This is a genomic window from Paludibacterium denitrificans (assembly GCF_009707705.1).
GTDB lineage: Bacteria > Pseudomonadota > Gammaproteobacteria > Burkholderiales > Chromobacteriaceae > Paludibacterium_A > Paludibacterium_A denitrificans.
Map to the genome: position 1 here is coordinate 2018186 of NZ_WLYX01000001.1, position 14647 is coordinate 2032832.

General features: G+C 57.0%; 21 protein-coding genes and 1 tRNA gene. 4 read left to right on the top strand and 18 right to left on the bottom strand.

All coding sequences use genetic code 11. The features are described 5' to 3' along the window. Nucleotides 1–477: 477 nt before the first annotated feature. From GKE73_RS13220 to GKE73_RS13285, 14 genes are all read right to left on the bottom strand, one after another. Nucleotides 478–2037, bottom strand: coding sequence for a T6SS phospholipase effector Tle1-like catalytic domain-containing protein (locus GKE73_RS13220; protein ID WP_230370369.1), 1560 nt, complete (start codon nucleotides 2035–2037; stop codon nucleotides 478–480). A 15-nt stretch (nucleotides 2038–2052) separates the two neighbouring features. Beyond that, on the bottom strand, nucleotides 2053–2394 hold the full coding sequence (locus GKE73_RS13225) for a hypothetical protein (protein ID WP_230370370.1): 342 nt from the start codon (nucleotides 2392–2394) through the stop codon (nucleotides 2053–2055). Nucleotides 2395–2706: 312 nt separating this feature from the next. Continuing rightward, entirely contained in the window at nucleotides 2707–3354 is a 648-nt protein-coding gene (locus GKE73_RS13230; protein WP_230370371.1) for a hypothetical protein, read from the bottom strand. A 2-nt stretch (nucleotides 3355–3356) separates the two neighbouring features. Next, entirely contained in the window at nucleotides 3357–3635 is a 279-nt protein-coding gene (locus GKE73_RS13235) for a hypothetical protein (protein ID WP_230370372.1), read from the bottom strand. Further along, nucleotides 3617–3907: a hypothetical protein gene (locus GKE73_RS13240; RefSeq protein ID WP_230370373.1), complete on the bottom strand. Its 291-nt coding sequence runs from the start codon at nucleotides 3905–3907 to the stop codon at nucleotides 3617–3619. Before GKE73_RS13240 ends, GKE73_RS13235 begins: the two co-directional genes overlap by 19 nt. Then, nucleotides 3904–6231 carry a DUF927 domain-containing protein gene (locus GKE73_RS13245; protein WP_230370374.1) on the bottom strand — a complete coding sequence of 776 codons (2328 nt, stop codon included), beginning with the start codon at nucleotides 6229–6231 and terminating at the stop codon, nucleotides 3904–3906. Before GKE73_RS13245 ends, GKE73_RS13240 begins: the two co-directional genes overlap by 4 nt. An 82-nt stretch (nucleotides 6232–6313) precedes the next feature. Continuing rightward, nucleotides 6314–6589 (bottom strand): hypothetical protein, encoded by a 276-nt coding sequence (locus GKE73_RS13250; protein ID WP_230370375.1) that lies wholly within the window; start codon nucleotides 6587–6589, stop codon nucleotides 6314–6316. Further along, the gene (locus GKE73_RS13255; RefSeq protein ID WP_230370376.1) at nucleotides 6583–6948 is read right to left on the bottom strand and encodes a hypothetical protein; all 366 of its coding nucleotides are present in this window, start codon (nucleotides 6946–6948) and stop codon (nucleotides 6583–6585) included. The genes GKE73_RS13250 and GKE73_RS13255 overlap by 7 nt, the downstream gene beginning before the upstream one ends. After that, nucleotides 6948–7400, bottom strand: coding sequence for a hypothetical protein (locus GKE73_RS13260; protein ID WP_230370377.1), 453 nt, complete (start codon nucleotides 7398–7400; stop codon nucleotides 6948–6950). The genes GKE73_RS13255 and GKE73_RS13260 overlap by 1 nt, the downstream gene beginning before the upstream one ends. Beyond that, nucleotides 7397–7636 carry a helix-turn-helix transcriptional regulator gene (locus tag GKE73_RS13265; protein WP_230370378.1) on the bottom strand — a complete coding sequence of 80 codons (240 nt, stop codon included), beginning with the start codon at nucleotides 7634–7636 and terminating at the stop codon, nucleotides 7397–7399. The genes GKE73_RS13260 and GKE73_RS13265 overlap by 4 nt, the downstream gene beginning before the upstream one ends. A 184-nt stretch (nucleotides 7637–7820) precedes the next feature. Next, nucleotides 7821–8576 (bottom strand): hypothetical protein, encoded by a 756-nt coding sequence (locus GKE73_RS13270; RefSeq protein ID WP_230370379.1) that lies wholly within the window; start codon nucleotides 8574–8576, stop codon nucleotides 7821–7823. A gap of 49 nt (nucleotides 8577–8625) precedes the next feature. Further along, nucleotides 8626–9837 (bottom strand): tyrosine-type recombinase/integrase, encoded by a 1212-nt coding sequence (locus GKE73_RS13275; protein ID WP_230370380.1) that lies wholly within the window; start codon nucleotides 9835–9837, stop codon nucleotides 8626–8628. A gap of 177 nt (nucleotides 9838–10014) precedes the next feature. After that, nucleotides 10015–10103, bottom strand: a tRNA-Ser gene (locus tag GKE73_RS13280). 80 nt (nucleotides 10104–10183) lie between these two features. After that, nucleotides 10184–11437: a dicarboxylate/amino acid:cation symporter gene (locus GKE73_RS13285; RefSeq protein ID WP_230370381.1), complete on the bottom strand. Its 1254-nt coding sequence runs from the start codon at nucleotides 11435–11437 to the stop codon at nucleotides 10184–10186. A gap of 341 nt (nucleotides 11438–11778) precedes the next feature. Between GKE73_RS13285 and GKE73_RS13290 the strand changes: the two genes are divergently transcribed. From GKE73_RS13290 to GKE73_RS13300, 4 genes are all read left to right on the top strand, one after another. Continuing rightward, nucleotides 11779–11973 (top strand): hypothetical protein, encoded by a 195-nt coding sequence (locus GKE73_RS13290; RefSeq protein ID WP_230370382.1) that lies wholly within the window; start codon nucleotides 11779–11781, stop codon nucleotides 11971–11973. Then, the gene (locus GKE73_RS23570; RefSeq protein WP_280954927.1) at nucleotides 11966–12289 is read left to right on the top strand and encodes an aminotransferase class I/II-fold pyridoxal phosphate-dependent enzyme; all 324 of its coding nucleotides are present in this window, start codon (nucleotides 11966–11968) and stop codon (nucleotides 12287–12289) included. The genes GKE73_RS13290 and GKE73_RS23570 overlap by 8 nt, the downstream gene beginning before the upstream one ends. A gap of 14 nt (nucleotides 12290–12303) precedes the next feature. Continuing rightward, nucleotides 12304–12795, top strand: coding sequence for an aminotransferase class I/II-fold pyridoxal phosphate-dependent enzyme (locus GKE73_RS23575; RefSeq protein WP_280954928.1), 492 nt, complete (start codon nucleotides 12304–12306; stop codon nucleotides 12793–12795). A 134-nt stretch (nucleotides 12796–12929) separates the two neighbouring features. Further along, complete coding sequence (locus GKE73_RS13300; RefSeq protein ID WP_230370383.1) at nucleotides 12930–13106, top strand: hypothetical protein; 177 nt, start codon at nucleotides 12930–12932, stop codon at nucleotides 13104–13106. Between the two features lie 76 nt (nucleotides 13107–13182). Here GKE73_RS13300 and GKE73_RS13305 read toward each other — a convergent pair whose 3' ends face one another. Genes GKE73_RS13305 through GKE73_RS13320 form a run of 4 tightly spaced genes read right to left on the bottom strand, consistent with a single transcriptional unit; the run spans nucleotide 13183 to nucleotide 14634 of the window. Beyond that, on the bottom strand, nucleotides 13183–13461 hold the full coding sequence (locus tag GKE73_RS13305; protein WP_230370384.1) for a barstar family protein: 279 nt from the start codon (nucleotides 13459–13461) through the stop codon (nucleotides 13183–13185). Further along, on the bottom strand, nucleotides 13452–13901 hold the full coding sequence (locus GKE73_RS13310; RefSeq protein ID WP_230370385.1) for a ribonuclease domain-containing protein: 450 nt from the start codon (nucleotides 13899–13901) through the stop codon (nucleotides 13452–13454). The genes GKE73_RS13305 and GKE73_RS13310 overlap by 10 nt, the downstream gene beginning before the upstream one ends. Nucleotides 13902–13952: 51 nt before the next feature. Next, on the bottom strand, nucleotides 13953–14198 hold the full coding sequence (locus tag GKE73_RS13315; protein ID WP_230370386.1) for an aspartate/glutamate racemase family protein: 246 nt from the start codon (nucleotides 14196–14198) through the stop codon (nucleotides 13953–13955). A 40-nt stretch (nucleotides 14199–14238) separates the two neighbouring features. After that, nucleotides 14239–14634 (bottom strand): glutamate racemase, encoded by a 396-nt coding sequence (locus GKE73_RS13320; RefSeq protein WP_230370387.1) that lies wholly within the window; start codon nucleotides 14632–14634, stop codon nucleotides 14239–14241. Between the last annotated feature and the right edge of the window lie 13 nt (nucleotides 14635–14647).

Genomic DNA, 14647 nt, shown 5'->3' on the forward strand with positions numbered 1-14647 from the left:
TGACGGGCCGCTTTGGCCGAACAACGGCGGTTTCGCGGGAACATCCAAGATGACGGCTTTGGGTCGCAAGCGGCCCTCTCTCCACCCTGCTAGTCTCCCTCGATCAGTGAGTGGACAGCCTCAGATTTATGGTTAAAACACTGTGATTTTTGCCACTTTTTAGCCGGTTTTTTAGAGGTTTTTGCCTTCATATAGCCAATCCAATGACGTCATTTTTCTGTGTTTGAAACCCGGAAACCATTGTCTGGCTTAGGTTTTAGCCATCTTAGCCACTGCCTTGCCCTGCCATCCGGTACGGCTCCCCCCTAATTTTGTAATTTCGCGCAAAAATAAATTGTCATAGGCAATACGGTCTCGGTAAGCGATTTCCACAAAGGATTTACCCCCCTATCCGGCAGCGTGTGTTTCGTCACGTCCCTCTAACTAGCCGTTTATCGTCAATACGTATCCAGTTTGGCCAGCAGTGAAAGGGCTCTGTTATACCGAGACCCCCTCGTCTATTGGGGGCTGATTTTGTGCCATTTCTTCAGCTTTATGCATAAAGATGCCGCGCTGGTCGTACAAAGAGCAGGGCCAGTAGTGGAAGGCTGCTACAGAGTCATGCAAATAGTTCTCAAAGAAATCACTTAACTCTACCTGTAAGCCTTCAGAGTTATCCCATGCACTCAAAATAAGTTTTTCATAATCTGTTTGATCTCTAGGCTCGGTCTCATGGCCACGAGTCGTAAACGGGTTACGCATAAACTCAACCTGCTTAACTAGCCTTTTATGCTCAGCGATTAGTTCCTTGGACTGTTCCTCTGATGATTTCATTTCGGCCAGTTTCCATTGTTGTTCATTTCGTTCTCGCCTTTCCTTGGCTTCAGGCGTAGCTAGGCACTGATCACAATTCACTTCATCCTTAAAACTACCTAGTAAGCGGGTTTGATCGTTATTTTCTACATCGCTACGCCATTTAAAGAATACTGGGCGATGAGCCATGATTCCTTCCGTAATACTCTTTGCTGATTGGTCAATATTCGAAATATAGTTGTGATATTTATCAATAACTTCCACGCTTGATGGGTAAAACTCATTGGCAAGTTTTTTGTCATTTCTTATTGATGAAATTGGTCTGATGGGAACGTTAGCCTTAATAGCCTCTAGATACATTTCTCTTAGCGTAATTCTTGAATATTCTTCACTACGCCCTTGTTCATCTGGGAAATATCCCCCCCCGATGTCTGAATGTACTCCCGGGTAAATAACTTCCATACTGTTTGACGGGTAGCTGCCTTGGAAGGCGATAGAGTCCAGCGGGAAGGCTTTCCTGAGTTCATGCGCGGCAACAAGTTGTACGCAACGGTTGACCGTATTGGGGATTCTGAGCTCGCTCGCCCAACTCCAGTGTCCTCCCGGCCAGCCTACGGATGCCACTGTATCAAACAGCCCAAGGAAGTTGATGCGTAGCGGTAACCTGTTGCCATATGATGGCAACGTCCAAAAAACATCATAGCCTTCGACTTCGCATCGCTCATTCAGGAGCTTGTGCACAAAGGCTCTGGCCAGAGTCGCTCCACGGGAGAAGCCAAAGATATTCACATCAATCATTTTTACATGAGGGATCGCCGCGCCGGTATATTTTTCATTTAGTCGTTTTTCAATGTACAGCAAGGCATCTTGCAGGCGCATTTCTCCACCTTTCCCCGTGCCTAGGCCCGCGGCGCCACCTTTGTCTTCACCAACCTCTGGATTGTCTTTAGGCTTGTATGGTGTTCCTACGCCAGTAATATATCGATAGAAATTCTCGTCATAGACCGGATTTGAATCCCGACGGGCCATAAATAGTCTGGCAATATTAGATTTATTATTAGGACTAATGTTAAGGTTGTTTCCAGTGCCGTCGAAGAAAATATTAAAATTAGGAAATAATCGGCAATCAAGCCGATCTTCTATGTTAGTGTAACCATGCTTTCTTTCGTATTCCTTCGATATTGCCTTTTTGTAGGCCGCTTCCAGCTCTTCATCTGTGATATATGGTCCTGATTGTCTAAGCATACTGTTTATTCCTTTTTAGTATTCCCTGCAATCGCCACTGCTGTATTGAAGTTCCACTGTATCCATGTCTCTAAAAATAACGCATAGGGTATCTTCGCTTTTGAATTTATTCCGATAGTCTTTTGATTTAACAATAATTGGGTTACGCTGTGGTAGCATAATTAAAGACTCTTTCTGTGTGTCAGGCTTTATTATCTTACCTGGTAGAGTTATGCCTTTTCCTACATTGACTGGATCACCTAGTTCGCCACTCCACACCCATTTGACTTTGACCGGCTTTCTATAGTCGGTGAGATTGAAGCAGCAGAGGGATGCATTTCCCCCCATTTTTTCTCCCTGGAACTCTGGCAGCACCAAGATTCGCCCCCCAGTTTCCATCTACCCAGAACTCACCAACATTTCGGGTAACATAGTTGATCCCAACAATGTCCATGCGGATACCATCACGTAGATAGGGGTCTGCATTGCCTAGGCTGCTACAGCCTACGACAGTCAGTGCTATCAGCACGCACGCCATCGTTTGCTTAAACGTTTTGTCCATAGTATTGCGCGTTCTTTCTGCCCTTCGGCTTTGCTGATGCTGTAATGAGTCTCATATGTCAGTTTGAGGTATTGGTATCACCTAAGGAGACAGGGCAAGCTTGACTCTCTGAGAGTGCTAATTTCACGCTATAGTTTTAATTTTAATGGAATTGAATGGTAATCATGGTTATGCATTTTGGCTACTGCGGGTGATCGCGGATGAACCTGTCCGGCCAACCTTTCCGCCTCGGCGCGTGGCAATCCGCCGTCGTACTCCAGAATGGCCGCCCGTTCCTCGAATGCTTCCCGGTCGTGCTCAGGATCAGGCGGGGTGTGGTGCCGGGCAAGGTGGGCATCCAGTGTGGCCACCAGCTCGGGCACCGGTACGTGGTCACGGTCGATCTGACGGCGCAGTATGTCTAGCCACTCCACGCGGTCGGCCTCGGGCCATCGTTCCCGTTGGCAGATCAGGTTGGTACGCTCCAGCAGGTCGGCGGGCAGGGTCGGCGCGGGTGTCGCTTGTCCGGTGGCCAAAGCGGTGACGACACCAGCCGTCAGGTCACCCACCGGGGTGAAGGTTTCCCCGGCTTTTGGGGTGTTTTCTTCACTCTTTCGGGGTGACTGTTTTTTGGTGGGAACAGTGGGAACAGTGGGAACAAAGTCCTGAAACCCTTGCTGCATAAGGCTTTCCGCTGTTCCCACTTTTTGTTCCCCCTCTGCTCTGTTCCCACTCAAGGGGGAACAAACCGGCGATTCCTCGCCCACCGCCAGCACGCTATCAAGCCAGCTATCCATGATTATTCCTCCCCTTCCAGTGCGGCATTGGTCATCACGTAGACATTGACGGTGGCGGAGTCCATCGCCTTGATGCGCTTCTTGCGGGTGTTGCGCTGCTTGTTGCCGTCAATGTCACCGGCCAGCATCCAACCGGCCTTGATGAGTGAGCGGGCGGCGGCTGTGTGATTGAACCCCTTGCACAGTTCCCGCTTGAATGGCTCGGTCAGCACCCAGAAATGAATGCCGCCCTTGTCATCGGTGAAGGTGAAGCCTGCCCGGTTCAGGTGGCGGGCCAGCACTTCCGGTGCGGCGTCGTGCGGCGGGAAGCGGGTGGAACTATGGGCCTGCATGAAGGCAGCCACCGGGCGAACAGGGCGCGGTCATCGGCGGCTTGCCCGGTGTTGTTCTCGGCCAGCCATTCACGGAAGCAACGGCGGGCCGCGCGGAAGGCTTCGCCAGCCTGCCAGCCGGTCACCCCATAACGCGTAGCCAACTCTCCGGCAAAAGCCACCAGAGCAAAGCGTGCGGCCACGCGTCCCACCTCCTCGGCGGCGCCGTCAGGGATGCTCATATGCGCCAGCACCTTGGCCACCGGGCACGGACTTCGGCACGGAGGGTCTGTTGCTCGTCAGGAGAGGCCAGCTTTTCGAGGAAGGCTTGACCGGCGCTGCCGTAGTAACGGCGGGTGTTGCCCTTCATGGCATCGGCAAAGGCTTGGCCGCTGGGGTGGTGGTGCAGGGTTTCCAGTGTTCCCATGCCCGCTCCAGCATCGGCAGGAATGGCAGGCAAGCGGGCCATCTGGCCACCCTTGGCCGTCTTACCGGCTTCGGCCATGTGCTGGGCCAGATCAATCTCACCCGCCGACAGCAGCATGACACGCCATGTCTGGGCCGGGCGATTGCCGCCTTCCTTGGTCATGCGGGCCTTGGCTTGGCCGTTGGCGATCAGGTAGGCGGCCCCACCGGCATCAGCCGCCGCAATCTGCACCAGTTCATCTAGTATCAGCAGGTTGTCGTTACGCCCCAGACATAGCGCCTCAAGGCCGTTCTGGGTGGTGCGCCACTTCTTGGCAAAGCGGTCAGGGTTGCCCCACACGCTGGCGGCAGGGTCTAGCAGGGTGGAGGTCTTGCCCTTGCTGGTGGTGCCGACATAGTGGAAGCCACCGCCCGATTCCCCGGCCATATCGGCCAACACACCAGCAAAGGCCACCGAAATGGCAAACACAATGCGCGAGTTACCGGCCGCCATGGCCGCGATGTGTTGCTGCCAGTCCTCCAGCGTCCCGGCGCACGCAAAGTCGCCACTATCCGCCCCCTGATAGATCACGCCTTCGCCATCCTGTTGGCCATGCACGGAGGTGGGTAGCACATAGCGCAGATCGTGCCAGCCAATACGGGAGACACAGCGCAGCCGTTCCGTGGAGTCCGGGCGGTAATTCAACACGTAATCCACCAGCTTTTGCCGGGCCTTACCGTTGGTGGACAGGGTTAGTCCACCTCGCGCCAGTTCGCGACGAAACTCGGCGGTATCACTGGCGGCCAGCATTTCCACCGGGCAGGCCCAGCGGTGCGGGTGGCCGTCGTTGTCGCGCCACTCCAGCAGGCGGCCCCAGTTGCTTTGCTCGGCATCGCGGGTTTCGCCCAGGATATGCAGCGGGGAACAGAGCCACCACACGGCATCATTGGCCTTTTTGTCATCGGCTTTTTCGACCCAATACACGCCATCACGCTGGCCGGGAATGCCCTCGACAAGGAAGAACGGCGAGCCGTTTTCGGGCGGTTCGGGCGGATTTTCGGCCTCCGAGTGGGAACAAGCGGGAGTGGGAACAGGAAAGTGGGAACAGCTGGAAGCCCCGCCAGATAAGGGTTCCGGCGGTTCTGTTCCCACTGTTCCCACTGTTCCCACCATTTTTAAGTCACCCCGGAGTACCTGCTGTTTGACCTCCTCCATGCCAGCCAATTGGGCCAGATCGTTGAAGTCAGACGGCAGCTTGTCGCCATGCTGCTGGCGGTAGGCCTCCACCTGCTCAGGGGTGAATACCGGAATGACAGAACGTCCACGCGGTACCAGTGCCATGGCGGCCTTGCTGGCGGCTTGCTGGCCGGTCAGGCTGGTGTCGGAATCCCCACACACCAGCACGGCTACGTCAGCGGGAAGGGTGGCGGCCAGTCGCTCGGCCACGGCTATCAGGTTATGGGCATTGAACGCCACGACAACGGGTAGGCCAGTGGCTTGGTGCAGACTGCAGCCAGTCGCCCAGCCCTCACACACCAGCACGATGGTAGCGTCCTTGAGTCGGCCCAACACCAGCGAAGCGCCTTTGACCCGGCCACCGGTCAGGAAACGCTTGCCGCCATCGGCACCGATGATCTGCAAGTTGACCAGTACGCCAGCCACCCGTAGCGGGATTAGCAGCATGTCGCGCAGCTGGGTAATACCCACCGGCACAATGCCCTTGGCCAGCAGATAAGGATGGTTGGCCGAAACCTCATGCCCCTTACCCCACAAGGCGGCGGCCTTCGCTTTGGCGTCCTCATGCTGCCGGGTAGCCAGTGCCTCCGCTTCGGCTAGAGCGGCGGCGCGTTCCGCTTCCAGCTTGGCCCGCTCCTCGGCGCTGGGTGGCTGATAGGGTTGCTCAGGCCGGTAGCCGTGCTGAATGGCCAAGGCAAACAGGCTGGCGATGGTCACCTTCCCACCGGGCTTGATGCTCTTCCAGACACTCTTGGCGGCCTTGGTCTGGTAATTGTCGGCGCTACGGCTCCAGTCATCCCACAGGGTGAAACCAGCTTCGCCCAACTCGCTCTTTACGGCCATACCCATCTGCACCCAGCTATCCCGGTCGTGGGCGGGCAGGTGGCGCAGGGCACTGGCAATGTGCTCCATGGTGCTACTCATAACGTGCCTTTCGGACGTAGTTTGCCCAACCCATGACGGCACTCAGGCGGCCATGGCAGGCGGTCTATTCAGTGGGGGATGGTTAGCGGTTCAGTCCGGCCAGTAGTTCCGGCGCTCGCTCGGCAATGCGCTGATACAGCGCGGCCACGGCATCGTTGCCCGGATGTTCCAAGGCTTCGGACAGGCACCCGGCAAACACGCTGGCGAAGGCTTCCAGCACGGCACTGGCGGCCTCAAGGCGGTCTTGCTCGTTGGGGTAGGCGGACGGGTGCAAATGCTCATTGACCAGCAATAACAGGCGATGCGCCGCGGCTTGGCCGTCGTACTCGGCGGCGTGGAGTTGGTTAGCGGTCAGCATGTGGCGGCCTCCTTGGTGGCAAGGCGGATTTGCTCGTGCTGCCACAGCTGATTAGCCACCGGTGTGGCGGTTCCATTGGCCACGTCTAGCACGTCACCCAGCACGCGCAACAGTTGGCCGATCTTTGGCATGATCTCGGCCTCATCGCCAATATCGCCGGGGTAGTTGTTGACCAGTTGGCCAAGCCCTTGCAGTGCGGCGGCAACGTCGTCTTGCATCACTTGAACGGTGCTCTCCAGCACGCTCAGGTCATGCTCGGAAACGGTTGGCGCGGAGCAGGGGGCACCCGGCTGGCGGCGTTGTTCGGTATGCAGTGCGGCGTGGCCTTCCATCAGCGTGGCGATCAGATTGGAGTTCATTACCGCACCTCCACGATCTGAAAACCGGAAGCGTCCGGCTGTACGCAAACGGAACGGCCCGTGCGGCCAAGGTGCAGGCGGGCAATGGCTTGAGCCTCGGCCAAGGTAACGGCGAAGGCGAGCGTTTTTACAATGGGGAAATGGCGCGACAAGGCGCGGGTAATGCTAGGCATGGTGGCCTCCTTCTTGAGCGTTAAGCTCGATCCCTCGCCGCCAAGCGGGGTGCCGAGCACGTAGCAGGATTGGCGGACCGGCAAGAAGGAACCGGCGAACCCGAAGGTTCTCCCACCACGGCCCGACATAGAAAAGGACGCACCAATGGTGTGTAACGGACATAAAAAATGCCGCATAAGGCGGCTGTCCGCCTTCTTGTTCAGGCCGCCAAGCCCGGCCCCGCTATTGAACGGGACAGGCGCATTATGGCGTGGCTGGTGTGGGGTGGCAAGCATCATGCGGCCTCCTGCTCGGCGCGGTAGTTCACCGGGTCGGCCAGCCAGCGGTGCAGCTCACGATTGCTATACATCGTGCAGCGGATGCCCAAGCGGATAGGCTGAGGGGCGCGGCCTTCACGGCTCAGTTGTCGGAAGGTCTCACGGCATACAGGGGAGAATGGTTTAAACGCGCCCCACCGGCTCAGGCCATCAACCGGCAGGGTATTGGGTGTGGTGTTCTTTGCATCGGCAGCCATCAATATGCCTCCTTAGGCATTTGTTTTGACGGCTGCATCATGGATTGCCGCTGTGGGTGTCAGGCAAGAGCTTTTTTCTGACAGGTTCTAGTTGTAATGCTGTACAGGTATCGTGGTCGAATATGTACAGACATTTGCGTCAGAAAAGAAAAAACCCTGATAAATCAGGGATGTCAGGTAGGTGTCAGGTTCGCTTCTTTAAGCCGAAGTGCTCAGAAACTAATTTGCCAAGAACGTGCTGTTCTCTTGCGTCACACTCTAATTCTTCTTGCAGCCATGGGCGAATTTTCTTGTCGAGTGGGGGAGGGTTTTCGCTGTAGCTAGGGAACTCATCAGGGAATTGGCTAATAGCTCTGTATATTTTTTCGCCCGTACATCCTCTAATCTTATTCTCAATCAGCAGTGGGGTGGATTGTTGCCGATCATTTTCCAGTACTGCGCTGGATGATTTTGGGGCTTGTTTTTGCGGGATAGAAACATTCTGTTTGCGCTCGGCATATCCATTTTTCAAATACCAATCCAACAGCGCTTTTCTGGTTATCAATGTTTCAATTGTTGCTATCCGTCCTGCATCGCTCAATTCGAGAGAGTCTGCGTCAACAGGTTGTGCATACTCATCAAATTGTCCCTCCCAGATATAAACCTTGATTACTACCATTGAGCCTTCGCATATGGCCTCGCACATTGCGCGCAGAACCATTGCGGCATGTTTCCAGTTTGGATGTTTTCTTCTTCGGATATAGTTGAGCCAATCTGCCGGGTCAATCTCTAACGGGTCAATGCCAACAGTGAGCATGGCAGCCTCATAAAGCGCGAAGGTCTTTCTATCATTCCAATGGGAAAGGTCAGGATTTCCGACTCTTGAATGAAGCTGTTTTATCTTGCTCATCACGCCCCCTTTGAGCGTTTCCCTTGTTGGGGTGCCGCGCCAGCCGGGCAAGGGTTTCCCGGTTTTCGATTGGCCGATCTAGGCGCGGCAAAGCTGGTGTTTATGCTCGCTTGCGGAGCGGCGTTACCTTGGCTGTCTTGATACCGTCCAGATAATTACTCCAGTCGCGCATCATGACGGCTCGCTGCTCAAGGTATTTTGCGTGGTTGTAGGCGGCGCTTACGGCATTGCGTGGCGCGTGGGCCAGTTGCAGCTCGATGTGTTCATGCGGGTAGCCTTGTTCGTGCAAGATCGTCGAGGCGATACCCCGGAAGCCGTGGCCGGTCATGCGGCTGTGGTAGCCCATGCGGTATATGGCATAAAGCAGGGTGTTGTTGCTCATGCTCTTGCCTTCGCCTCGCTCGCTGGGGAATAGCAGTGGGCGGTTGCCTGATAGCGTCCTGATATTTTCCAGAATGGATAGCGTTTGCTCTGTCAGCGGCACGATGTGTTCTTCGCGCATCTTCATACGCTCGGCTGGTATCCGCCACTGCCGGGCCTCAATGTCGAACTCCTCCCACCGTGCGCCGATCAATTCACTGGTACGCACAAAGGTATGTGCCATCAGTTGCAGGGCGAGGCGGGTCAGCGGCTGGCCGTCGTAGGCGTCGATCTGGCGCAGTAGCTCCGGCAGTTCCTTGGCGCTCAGGCGGGCGTGGTTGGTGGTCTTACCAGATTTAAGCGCATCAGACGGTCGCACGTCGGCAGCGGGGTTGCGTTCGGCAAGGCCATGGGCCACGGCGTAGCGCATGATCTGGCCGCAGGTCTGGAATGCTCGCTTGGCTATGTCCAGTGCGCCACGGGCTTCTATCTTCTTGACCGTCATCAGCAGTAGCGGCGCTGTGACTTCGGTAATCGGCTTGGCACCGATCACAGGGAACACGTCGGCTTCCAGACGTCGGATGACGTACTTGCTATGGTTTTCCGTCCGGCCATCCTTCCAGTCGTTCCACCATAACCGGGCAACAGCCTCGAAACTGTTTTCGGCGGTCAGCTTGGCCGTCAGCTTTTCTTCTTGCCGATGCTGTGAAGGGTCGCGGCCTTGCTTTACCAGTTCTTTGAGGCGGTCACGCTCGAGGCGTGCGGCTTTCAGGCCGACGTCAGGATAGACGCCAAGCGATAGCATCCCGGCCTTGCCATTGAAGCGGTAACGGAATCGCCACCACTTTGAGCCATTGGGTTGGACGTGCAGCACTAAGCCCTCGCCATCGGATAGCGTGTACGCCTTCTCTTGCGGCTTGGCGGCCTTGATTACCGGGTCTGTCAGCTTCATGACGTGGGCCAATGTGTATAACATTTTGTTAGGTCATTTTAGTTATACACATTGTTATACACAAATTTGGGTGTTCCCAGCGTTGGCGAGCATTGGCTACGGATAACAAAAAACCCCGTAGAAGCTAGGTTCTATCGGGGTTTCGTGGGCATTGCTGGGTGTTGCTAGTTGTATCTGTGGCGGAGAGAGTGGGATTCGAACCCACGTGCGGCAGAACCGCCCACTGATTTCGAGTCAGGGCCGTTTGGCCTCTCCGGCATCTCTCCGTCTCAGTGAGTGGCGAATTCTAAGCAAGCTGCTTTTGTTTGTCAAACATTGCTTTGCCAGAAGTTCGCCGGGTGTGCGATTAGCGATGATGCGGGTGCGGGGCTTCACCGTGTTTCAGTTCACCTTCCCATTTGGCGACAACGGCGGTGGCAATGGAGTTGCCGACGACGTTGGTGGCGGAGCGGGCCATGTCGAGGAAGTGGTCGACTCCCAGCAGGAGCAGCAGGGCTTCCGGGATGTGGAACTGGGACAGGGTGGCCGCAATTACCACCAGCGAGGCGCGTGGCACGCCTACCATACCCTTGGAGGTGAGCATCAGGATCAGCAGCATGGTGACTTCTTGTCCCAGCGACAGATCAATGCCGTACGCCTGAGCGATGAACAGGGTGGCGAAGGTGCAGTACATCATGGAGCCATCCAGATTGAAGGAATAGCCCATGGGCAGCACGAAGCTGGCGATCTTGTTGGAGCAACCGAAACGTTCGACTTGTTCCGTGATTTTTGGATAAGCCGCTTCCGAGCTGGCGGTGGAGAACGACAACAGCAGCGGTTCGCGTACCATTTTCATTAGGGTGAGCACGCGGCGGCCGAGGAAGATGCTGCCCATCAAGACCAGCACAATCCACAGTACGCCGATGGAGAAGTAGAACTCGGCCATGAATTTGCCGTAGGTAGCCAGAATGCCGAGGCCTTCCTTGGCGACGATGGCGGCAATGGCGCCAAAGACGGCAACCGGAGCGAAGTTCATGACGTAGCCGGTAAGCTTGAGCATGACGTGCGAGACGACGTCCATCAGGTCAACCAGCAATTTGGCGCGTTCGCCCAGCGCGGCGGAGGCACAGCCGAAGAACAGCGAGAACACGACAATTTGCAGGATTTCGTTGTTGCTCATGGCTTCGAACACGCTTTTCGGGATGGCGTGGGTGACAAAGTCTTTCAGCGTGAGCGCGCCTTTTTGTACGCCGCTATCGGCGGCGATGTCCGGCAACGGCAGGTTGAGGGCGACGCCCGGTTGCAGCAGGTTGACCATGATCAGCCCCAGCGTCAGCGAAAGCAGCGAGGCGGAGATGAACCACAGCATGGTTTTGCCGCCGATACGGCCGACGGTTTTGGCATCGCCCATTTTGGCAATGCCCACGACCAGCGTGGAGAACACCAGCGGCGCAATGATCATTTTGATCAGGCGCAGGAAGATGTCGGTCAGAATGGAGATGTTGTCGGCAAAGCTTTTGATTGCTTGCTCGCTACCGGACATTTCTCGCCATAGGTAGCCAACCAGAATCCCGAGAACCATCCCGATGAGGATGAACGATGTGATTTTCTTGGACTGCATCAATATGTCCCTGTCGTAAGAACGCGTTGGGTTGCGAACATGCTTGTGCCGGGGGAGACATTGACAGGGGGCGGGCAAAGAGCTGCCGATGAAGTGGCAACGCTGTCATGGCATCGTTTCCTGACACGAAGCAACTGTCCCTTGGCCTGGTAATGCGGTGGTCTCGGCTGGGTTGGCCGAAGGCAAGGTGACGGAACGGGCGGGTTACGCGCCTTTCCGTAATGACATCGGGCGCGATTATAAGAAACGGGCTGGCGCTTGTATCCGTGGGAAATCAGCTATTTCCTTTACGCGTCGGAACGTGTAGGCAGCTGACATATTGGTGGGTTTTTGACATCGGCATGTGGGGGCTTTCGCCCGGTGCATGGCTGGAGGACAAGGCGGGCGTCCTGCTACACTGGGGCTGGTATGCGATCACGCCAAGGTTGGCCGAACAGGCTGACAACGGTGACGTGGTGGCCTGTCGGCCCAGCCGGTCGGCATGTTTTTCGATTATCCCCGAGGTGTATTGTGAAATTGTCGCAACGCATGAATGACATCGCCCCGTTTCAGGTGATGGCCATTCTGGAGAAAGCCAAGGCCCTGCAGCAGCAGGGCAAGGATGTGATTCATCTGGAAGTGGGCGAGCCGGATTTCGCCACGCCCGCCGCCATTGTCGAAGCGGGCCGCGCCGCGTTGGCCGAAGGTCACACCTTTTATACCGCCGCACAGGGCCTGCCGGAGTTGCGCGCGGCGATTGCCGGTTTTTATCAAAGCCGCTACGGCGTCACGGTCAATCCTGACCGTATCATTGTCACTCCCGGTGCCTCGGGTGCCCTGATGATTGCCCTGTCATTGCTGGTTGATGCTTAGGCGATGGCTTCCTGATGGCGGACCCGACGTATCCGTGCAATCGCCACTTTGTCAGTTTGCTGGATGGCGTGCCGCAAACCGTGGCGGTCGGGCCGGACAGCCGCTATCAACTCACCGCGCAGCACGTGGCCGACCATTGGGTGGCTAACACCGTTGGCGCCATGGTGGCCAGCCCGGCCAACCCGACCGGCACGTTGTTGACGGCAGAGGAGATCGCCCAGCTGGATCAGGTCTGTCGCCGCAAGGGCGGGGCCTTGATCGTGGATGAGATCTACCACGGCCTGACCTACGGTGTGGAGGCAGAAACCGCGCTGGCCGTCGCGCCGGAGTCGTTTGTCATCAACAGCTTCTCCAAATATTTCCAGATGACCGGCTGGCGGCTGGGCTGGCTGGTGGTGCCGGAGGCGTACATCGAGCTTAAGCAATCCGGTTGGCGCAAAACGTCTTTCTCTGTCCATCCGCTCCGGCGCAAAAGGCCGCGCTGGCGGCGTTCCAGCCGGAGGTGATTGCGGAACTGGAACTGCGCCGCGCCGAATTTGGCTAAGCGCCGCGATTTCCTGTTGCAGGCTTTGCCACGGTTGGGGTGGAAGCTGCCGGTACAGCCAGAAGGGGCGTTTTACCTGTATGCCGACGTCAGCCGGTGTCTGACGACAGCTTTGCCTATTGCGAGCGTCTGTTGAACGAAGGACTGGTGGCGATTACCCCGGGGGCCGATTTTGGCAGCTATCGTGCCAATGCCCATGTCCGCGTGGCCTATACCACGGGCGTGGAAAGGTTGGCCGAAGCGGTGGAACGCATCGCGCGGCTGACCCGCTGATCTGCTGGCACGACAAAAAACCGCGCTCCATGGGGCGCGGTTTTTTTGCGGCTAAGGCTGCAGAGGTTGGCCGAACTCAGTGGTGGATATCCAGCGTGACATCGCCGCGTTCTTCCGCCACGGTTTGCAGAATCTCCAGTACGGTGGCGTAGGTATCGGCACCCAGCGCCTGTCGGCTGGCTTCGGTATCGCGCCAGATGATCTCGAACGGGCCGACCACATCATTGGCCAGCACGTCATACAGCGCATCCAGATTGCGGCCAAAGTGCGTTGGCAGCGGCAGTTGCGCGGCCATGGCCTCATACAGCTGTGGCAGTGACTGGATATGGCGCAGTTCGCAAACCTTTACCGGCATGGCGCAACCTCGATGAAGCGGTTGTAATGATCAACGGTGACAAAACGTTGCCCGCGCGGCGAGAACACCAGACGATAGGCGCCGCGCTTGCCTCCTTTATAGTTCAGATCCGCCTCTTGCCATTGCCCTTTGGGCAAGCGTTTTTCGAAATTGCCGAAGCGGTCGCCACCAATGGATTTGCCTTGCAGTCCCGGCACGCTCCACAGGTTACGCCCCGGCTGCCAGCCCGCGGCCTTGGCCTGACGCTTGGTGACAAAGCTATCCGGTAGCTTGCCGCTCTGATTGAGCGACTGCACCACTCGGGTCAACTCGACGCTGTCCAGCGTATTAGCTTGTTGATTGACACGGTTGGCAACATCGCTGCATTGCGGCAAGGCCGGGGCGGCGGGGGCCAGCAGGCAGCTTACCAGCCAGAACAGTAAACGCTGGACGCGCAACATGAGTTACTCCAAGGTGACCGACTCGACCGGATAAGCATGGCCGATCAGCGCCTACAGGCGTGACGCCATGTCTTGTGGGTCGGTAGACGTGGTGATGAAACGATAATAGTGGCGGCCCCGGGCATCGCTGCCACGTTGCCGCAGTAAGAAATTCACCCGCCGGGCAATGGCCTCGGCCGGGTCGTACAGCGTGATTTCCGTGCCCGTCATCTCGCGGATGACCGGGGCCAGAAACGGATAATGGGTACAGCCCAGCGCGATATGGTCGATGTGCTCATCCAGCAGCGGTTCGATCACATCGCTGACCACGCGGTGCGTGACCGGGCTGTCCAGATCGCTAAGCTTCCACCCGTTCCACCCAGCCGTGTCCGGCGCGGCGCAATACCTCCACGCCACCGGCATGGGCCTCCAGCAACGCCTGCACCCGTTCGCTTGCCGGGGTGGCTGGCGTGGCCAGCACGGCGATGCGGCCGGTCTGGCTATTGGCTGCCGCCGGTTTGATGGCCGGTTCCACACCGACGATGGGAATCGGTAATTCCTTGCGCAGCAGCGAGACCGCAGCGGTGGTGGCGGTGTTACAGGCCACGACCAGAATGCTGGCGCCCTGGCTGACCAGAAAACGGCCGATCTTGAGACTGCGTGCGGCAATTTCGCGTTTGCTGCGGCTGCCGTACGGGCAGTAAGCCTGATCGGCCAGATAGGTTACCGGCCAGTCGGGCAGGGTGGCGGTCACGGCCTGCCAGATG

Coding starts and splice junctions, on each gene's coding strand:
- GKE73_RS13265 (WP_230370378.1), bottom strand. CDS start 7,636: ATGGCTGCCGATGCAAAGAACACCACACCCAATACCCTGCCGGTTGAT.
- GKE73_RS13310 (WP_230370385.1), bottom strand. CDS start 13,901: ATGTTGCGCGTCCAGCGTTTACTGTTCTGGCTGGTAAGCTGCCTGCTG.
- GKE73_RS13240 (WP_230370373.1), bottom strand. CDS start 3,907: ATGAGCATCCCTGACGGCGCCGCCGAGGAGGTGGGACGCGTGGCCGCA.
- GKE73_RS13260 (WP_230370377.1), bottom strand. CDS start 7,400: ATGATGCTTGCCACCCCACACCAGCCACGCCATAATGCGCCTGTCCCG.
- GKE73_RS23575 (WP_280954928.1), top strand. CDS start 12,304: ATGGCGGACCCGACGTATCCGTGCAATCGCCACTTTGTCAGTTTGCTG.
- GKE73_RS13275 (WP_230370380.1), bottom strand. CDS start 9,837: ATGAAGCTGACAGACCCGGTAATCAAGGCCGCCAAGCCGCAAGAGAAG.
- GKE73_RS13230 (WP_230370371.1), bottom strand. CDS start 3,354: ATGGATAGCTGGCTTGATAGCGTGCTGGCGGTGGGCGAGGAATCGCCG.
- GKE73_RS13220 (WP_230370369.1), bottom strand. CDS start 2,037: ATGCTTAGACAATCAGGACCATATATCACAGATGAAGAGCTGGAAGCG.
- GKE73_RS13250 (WP_230370375.1), bottom strand. CDS start 6,589: ATGCTGACCGCTAACCAACTCCACGCCGCCGAGTACGACGGCCAAGCC.
- GKE73_RS13285 (WP_230370381.1), bottom strand. CDS start 11,437: ATGCAGTCCAAGAAAATCACATCGTTCATCCTCATCGGGATGGTTCTC.
- GKE73_RS13255 (WP_230370376.1), bottom strand. CDS start 6,948: ATGAACTCCAATCTGATCGCCACGCTGATGGAAGGCCACGCCGCACTG.
- GKE73_RS13305 (WP_230370384.1), bottom strand. CDS start 13,461: ATGCCGGTAAAGGTTTGCGAACTGCGCCATATCCAGTCACTGCCACAG.
- GKE73_RS13245 (WP_230370374.1), bottom strand. CDS start 6,231: ATGAGTAGCACCATGGAGCACATTGCCAGTGCCCTGCGCCACCTGCCC.
- GKE73_RS23570 (WP_280954927.1), top strand. CDS start 11,966: ATGAATGACATCGCCCCGTTTCAGGTGATGGCCATTCTGGAGAAAGCC.
- GKE73_RS13290 (WP_230370382.1), top strand. CDS start 11,779: ATGTGGGGGCTTTCGCCCGGTGCATGGCTGGAGGACAAGGCGGGCGTC.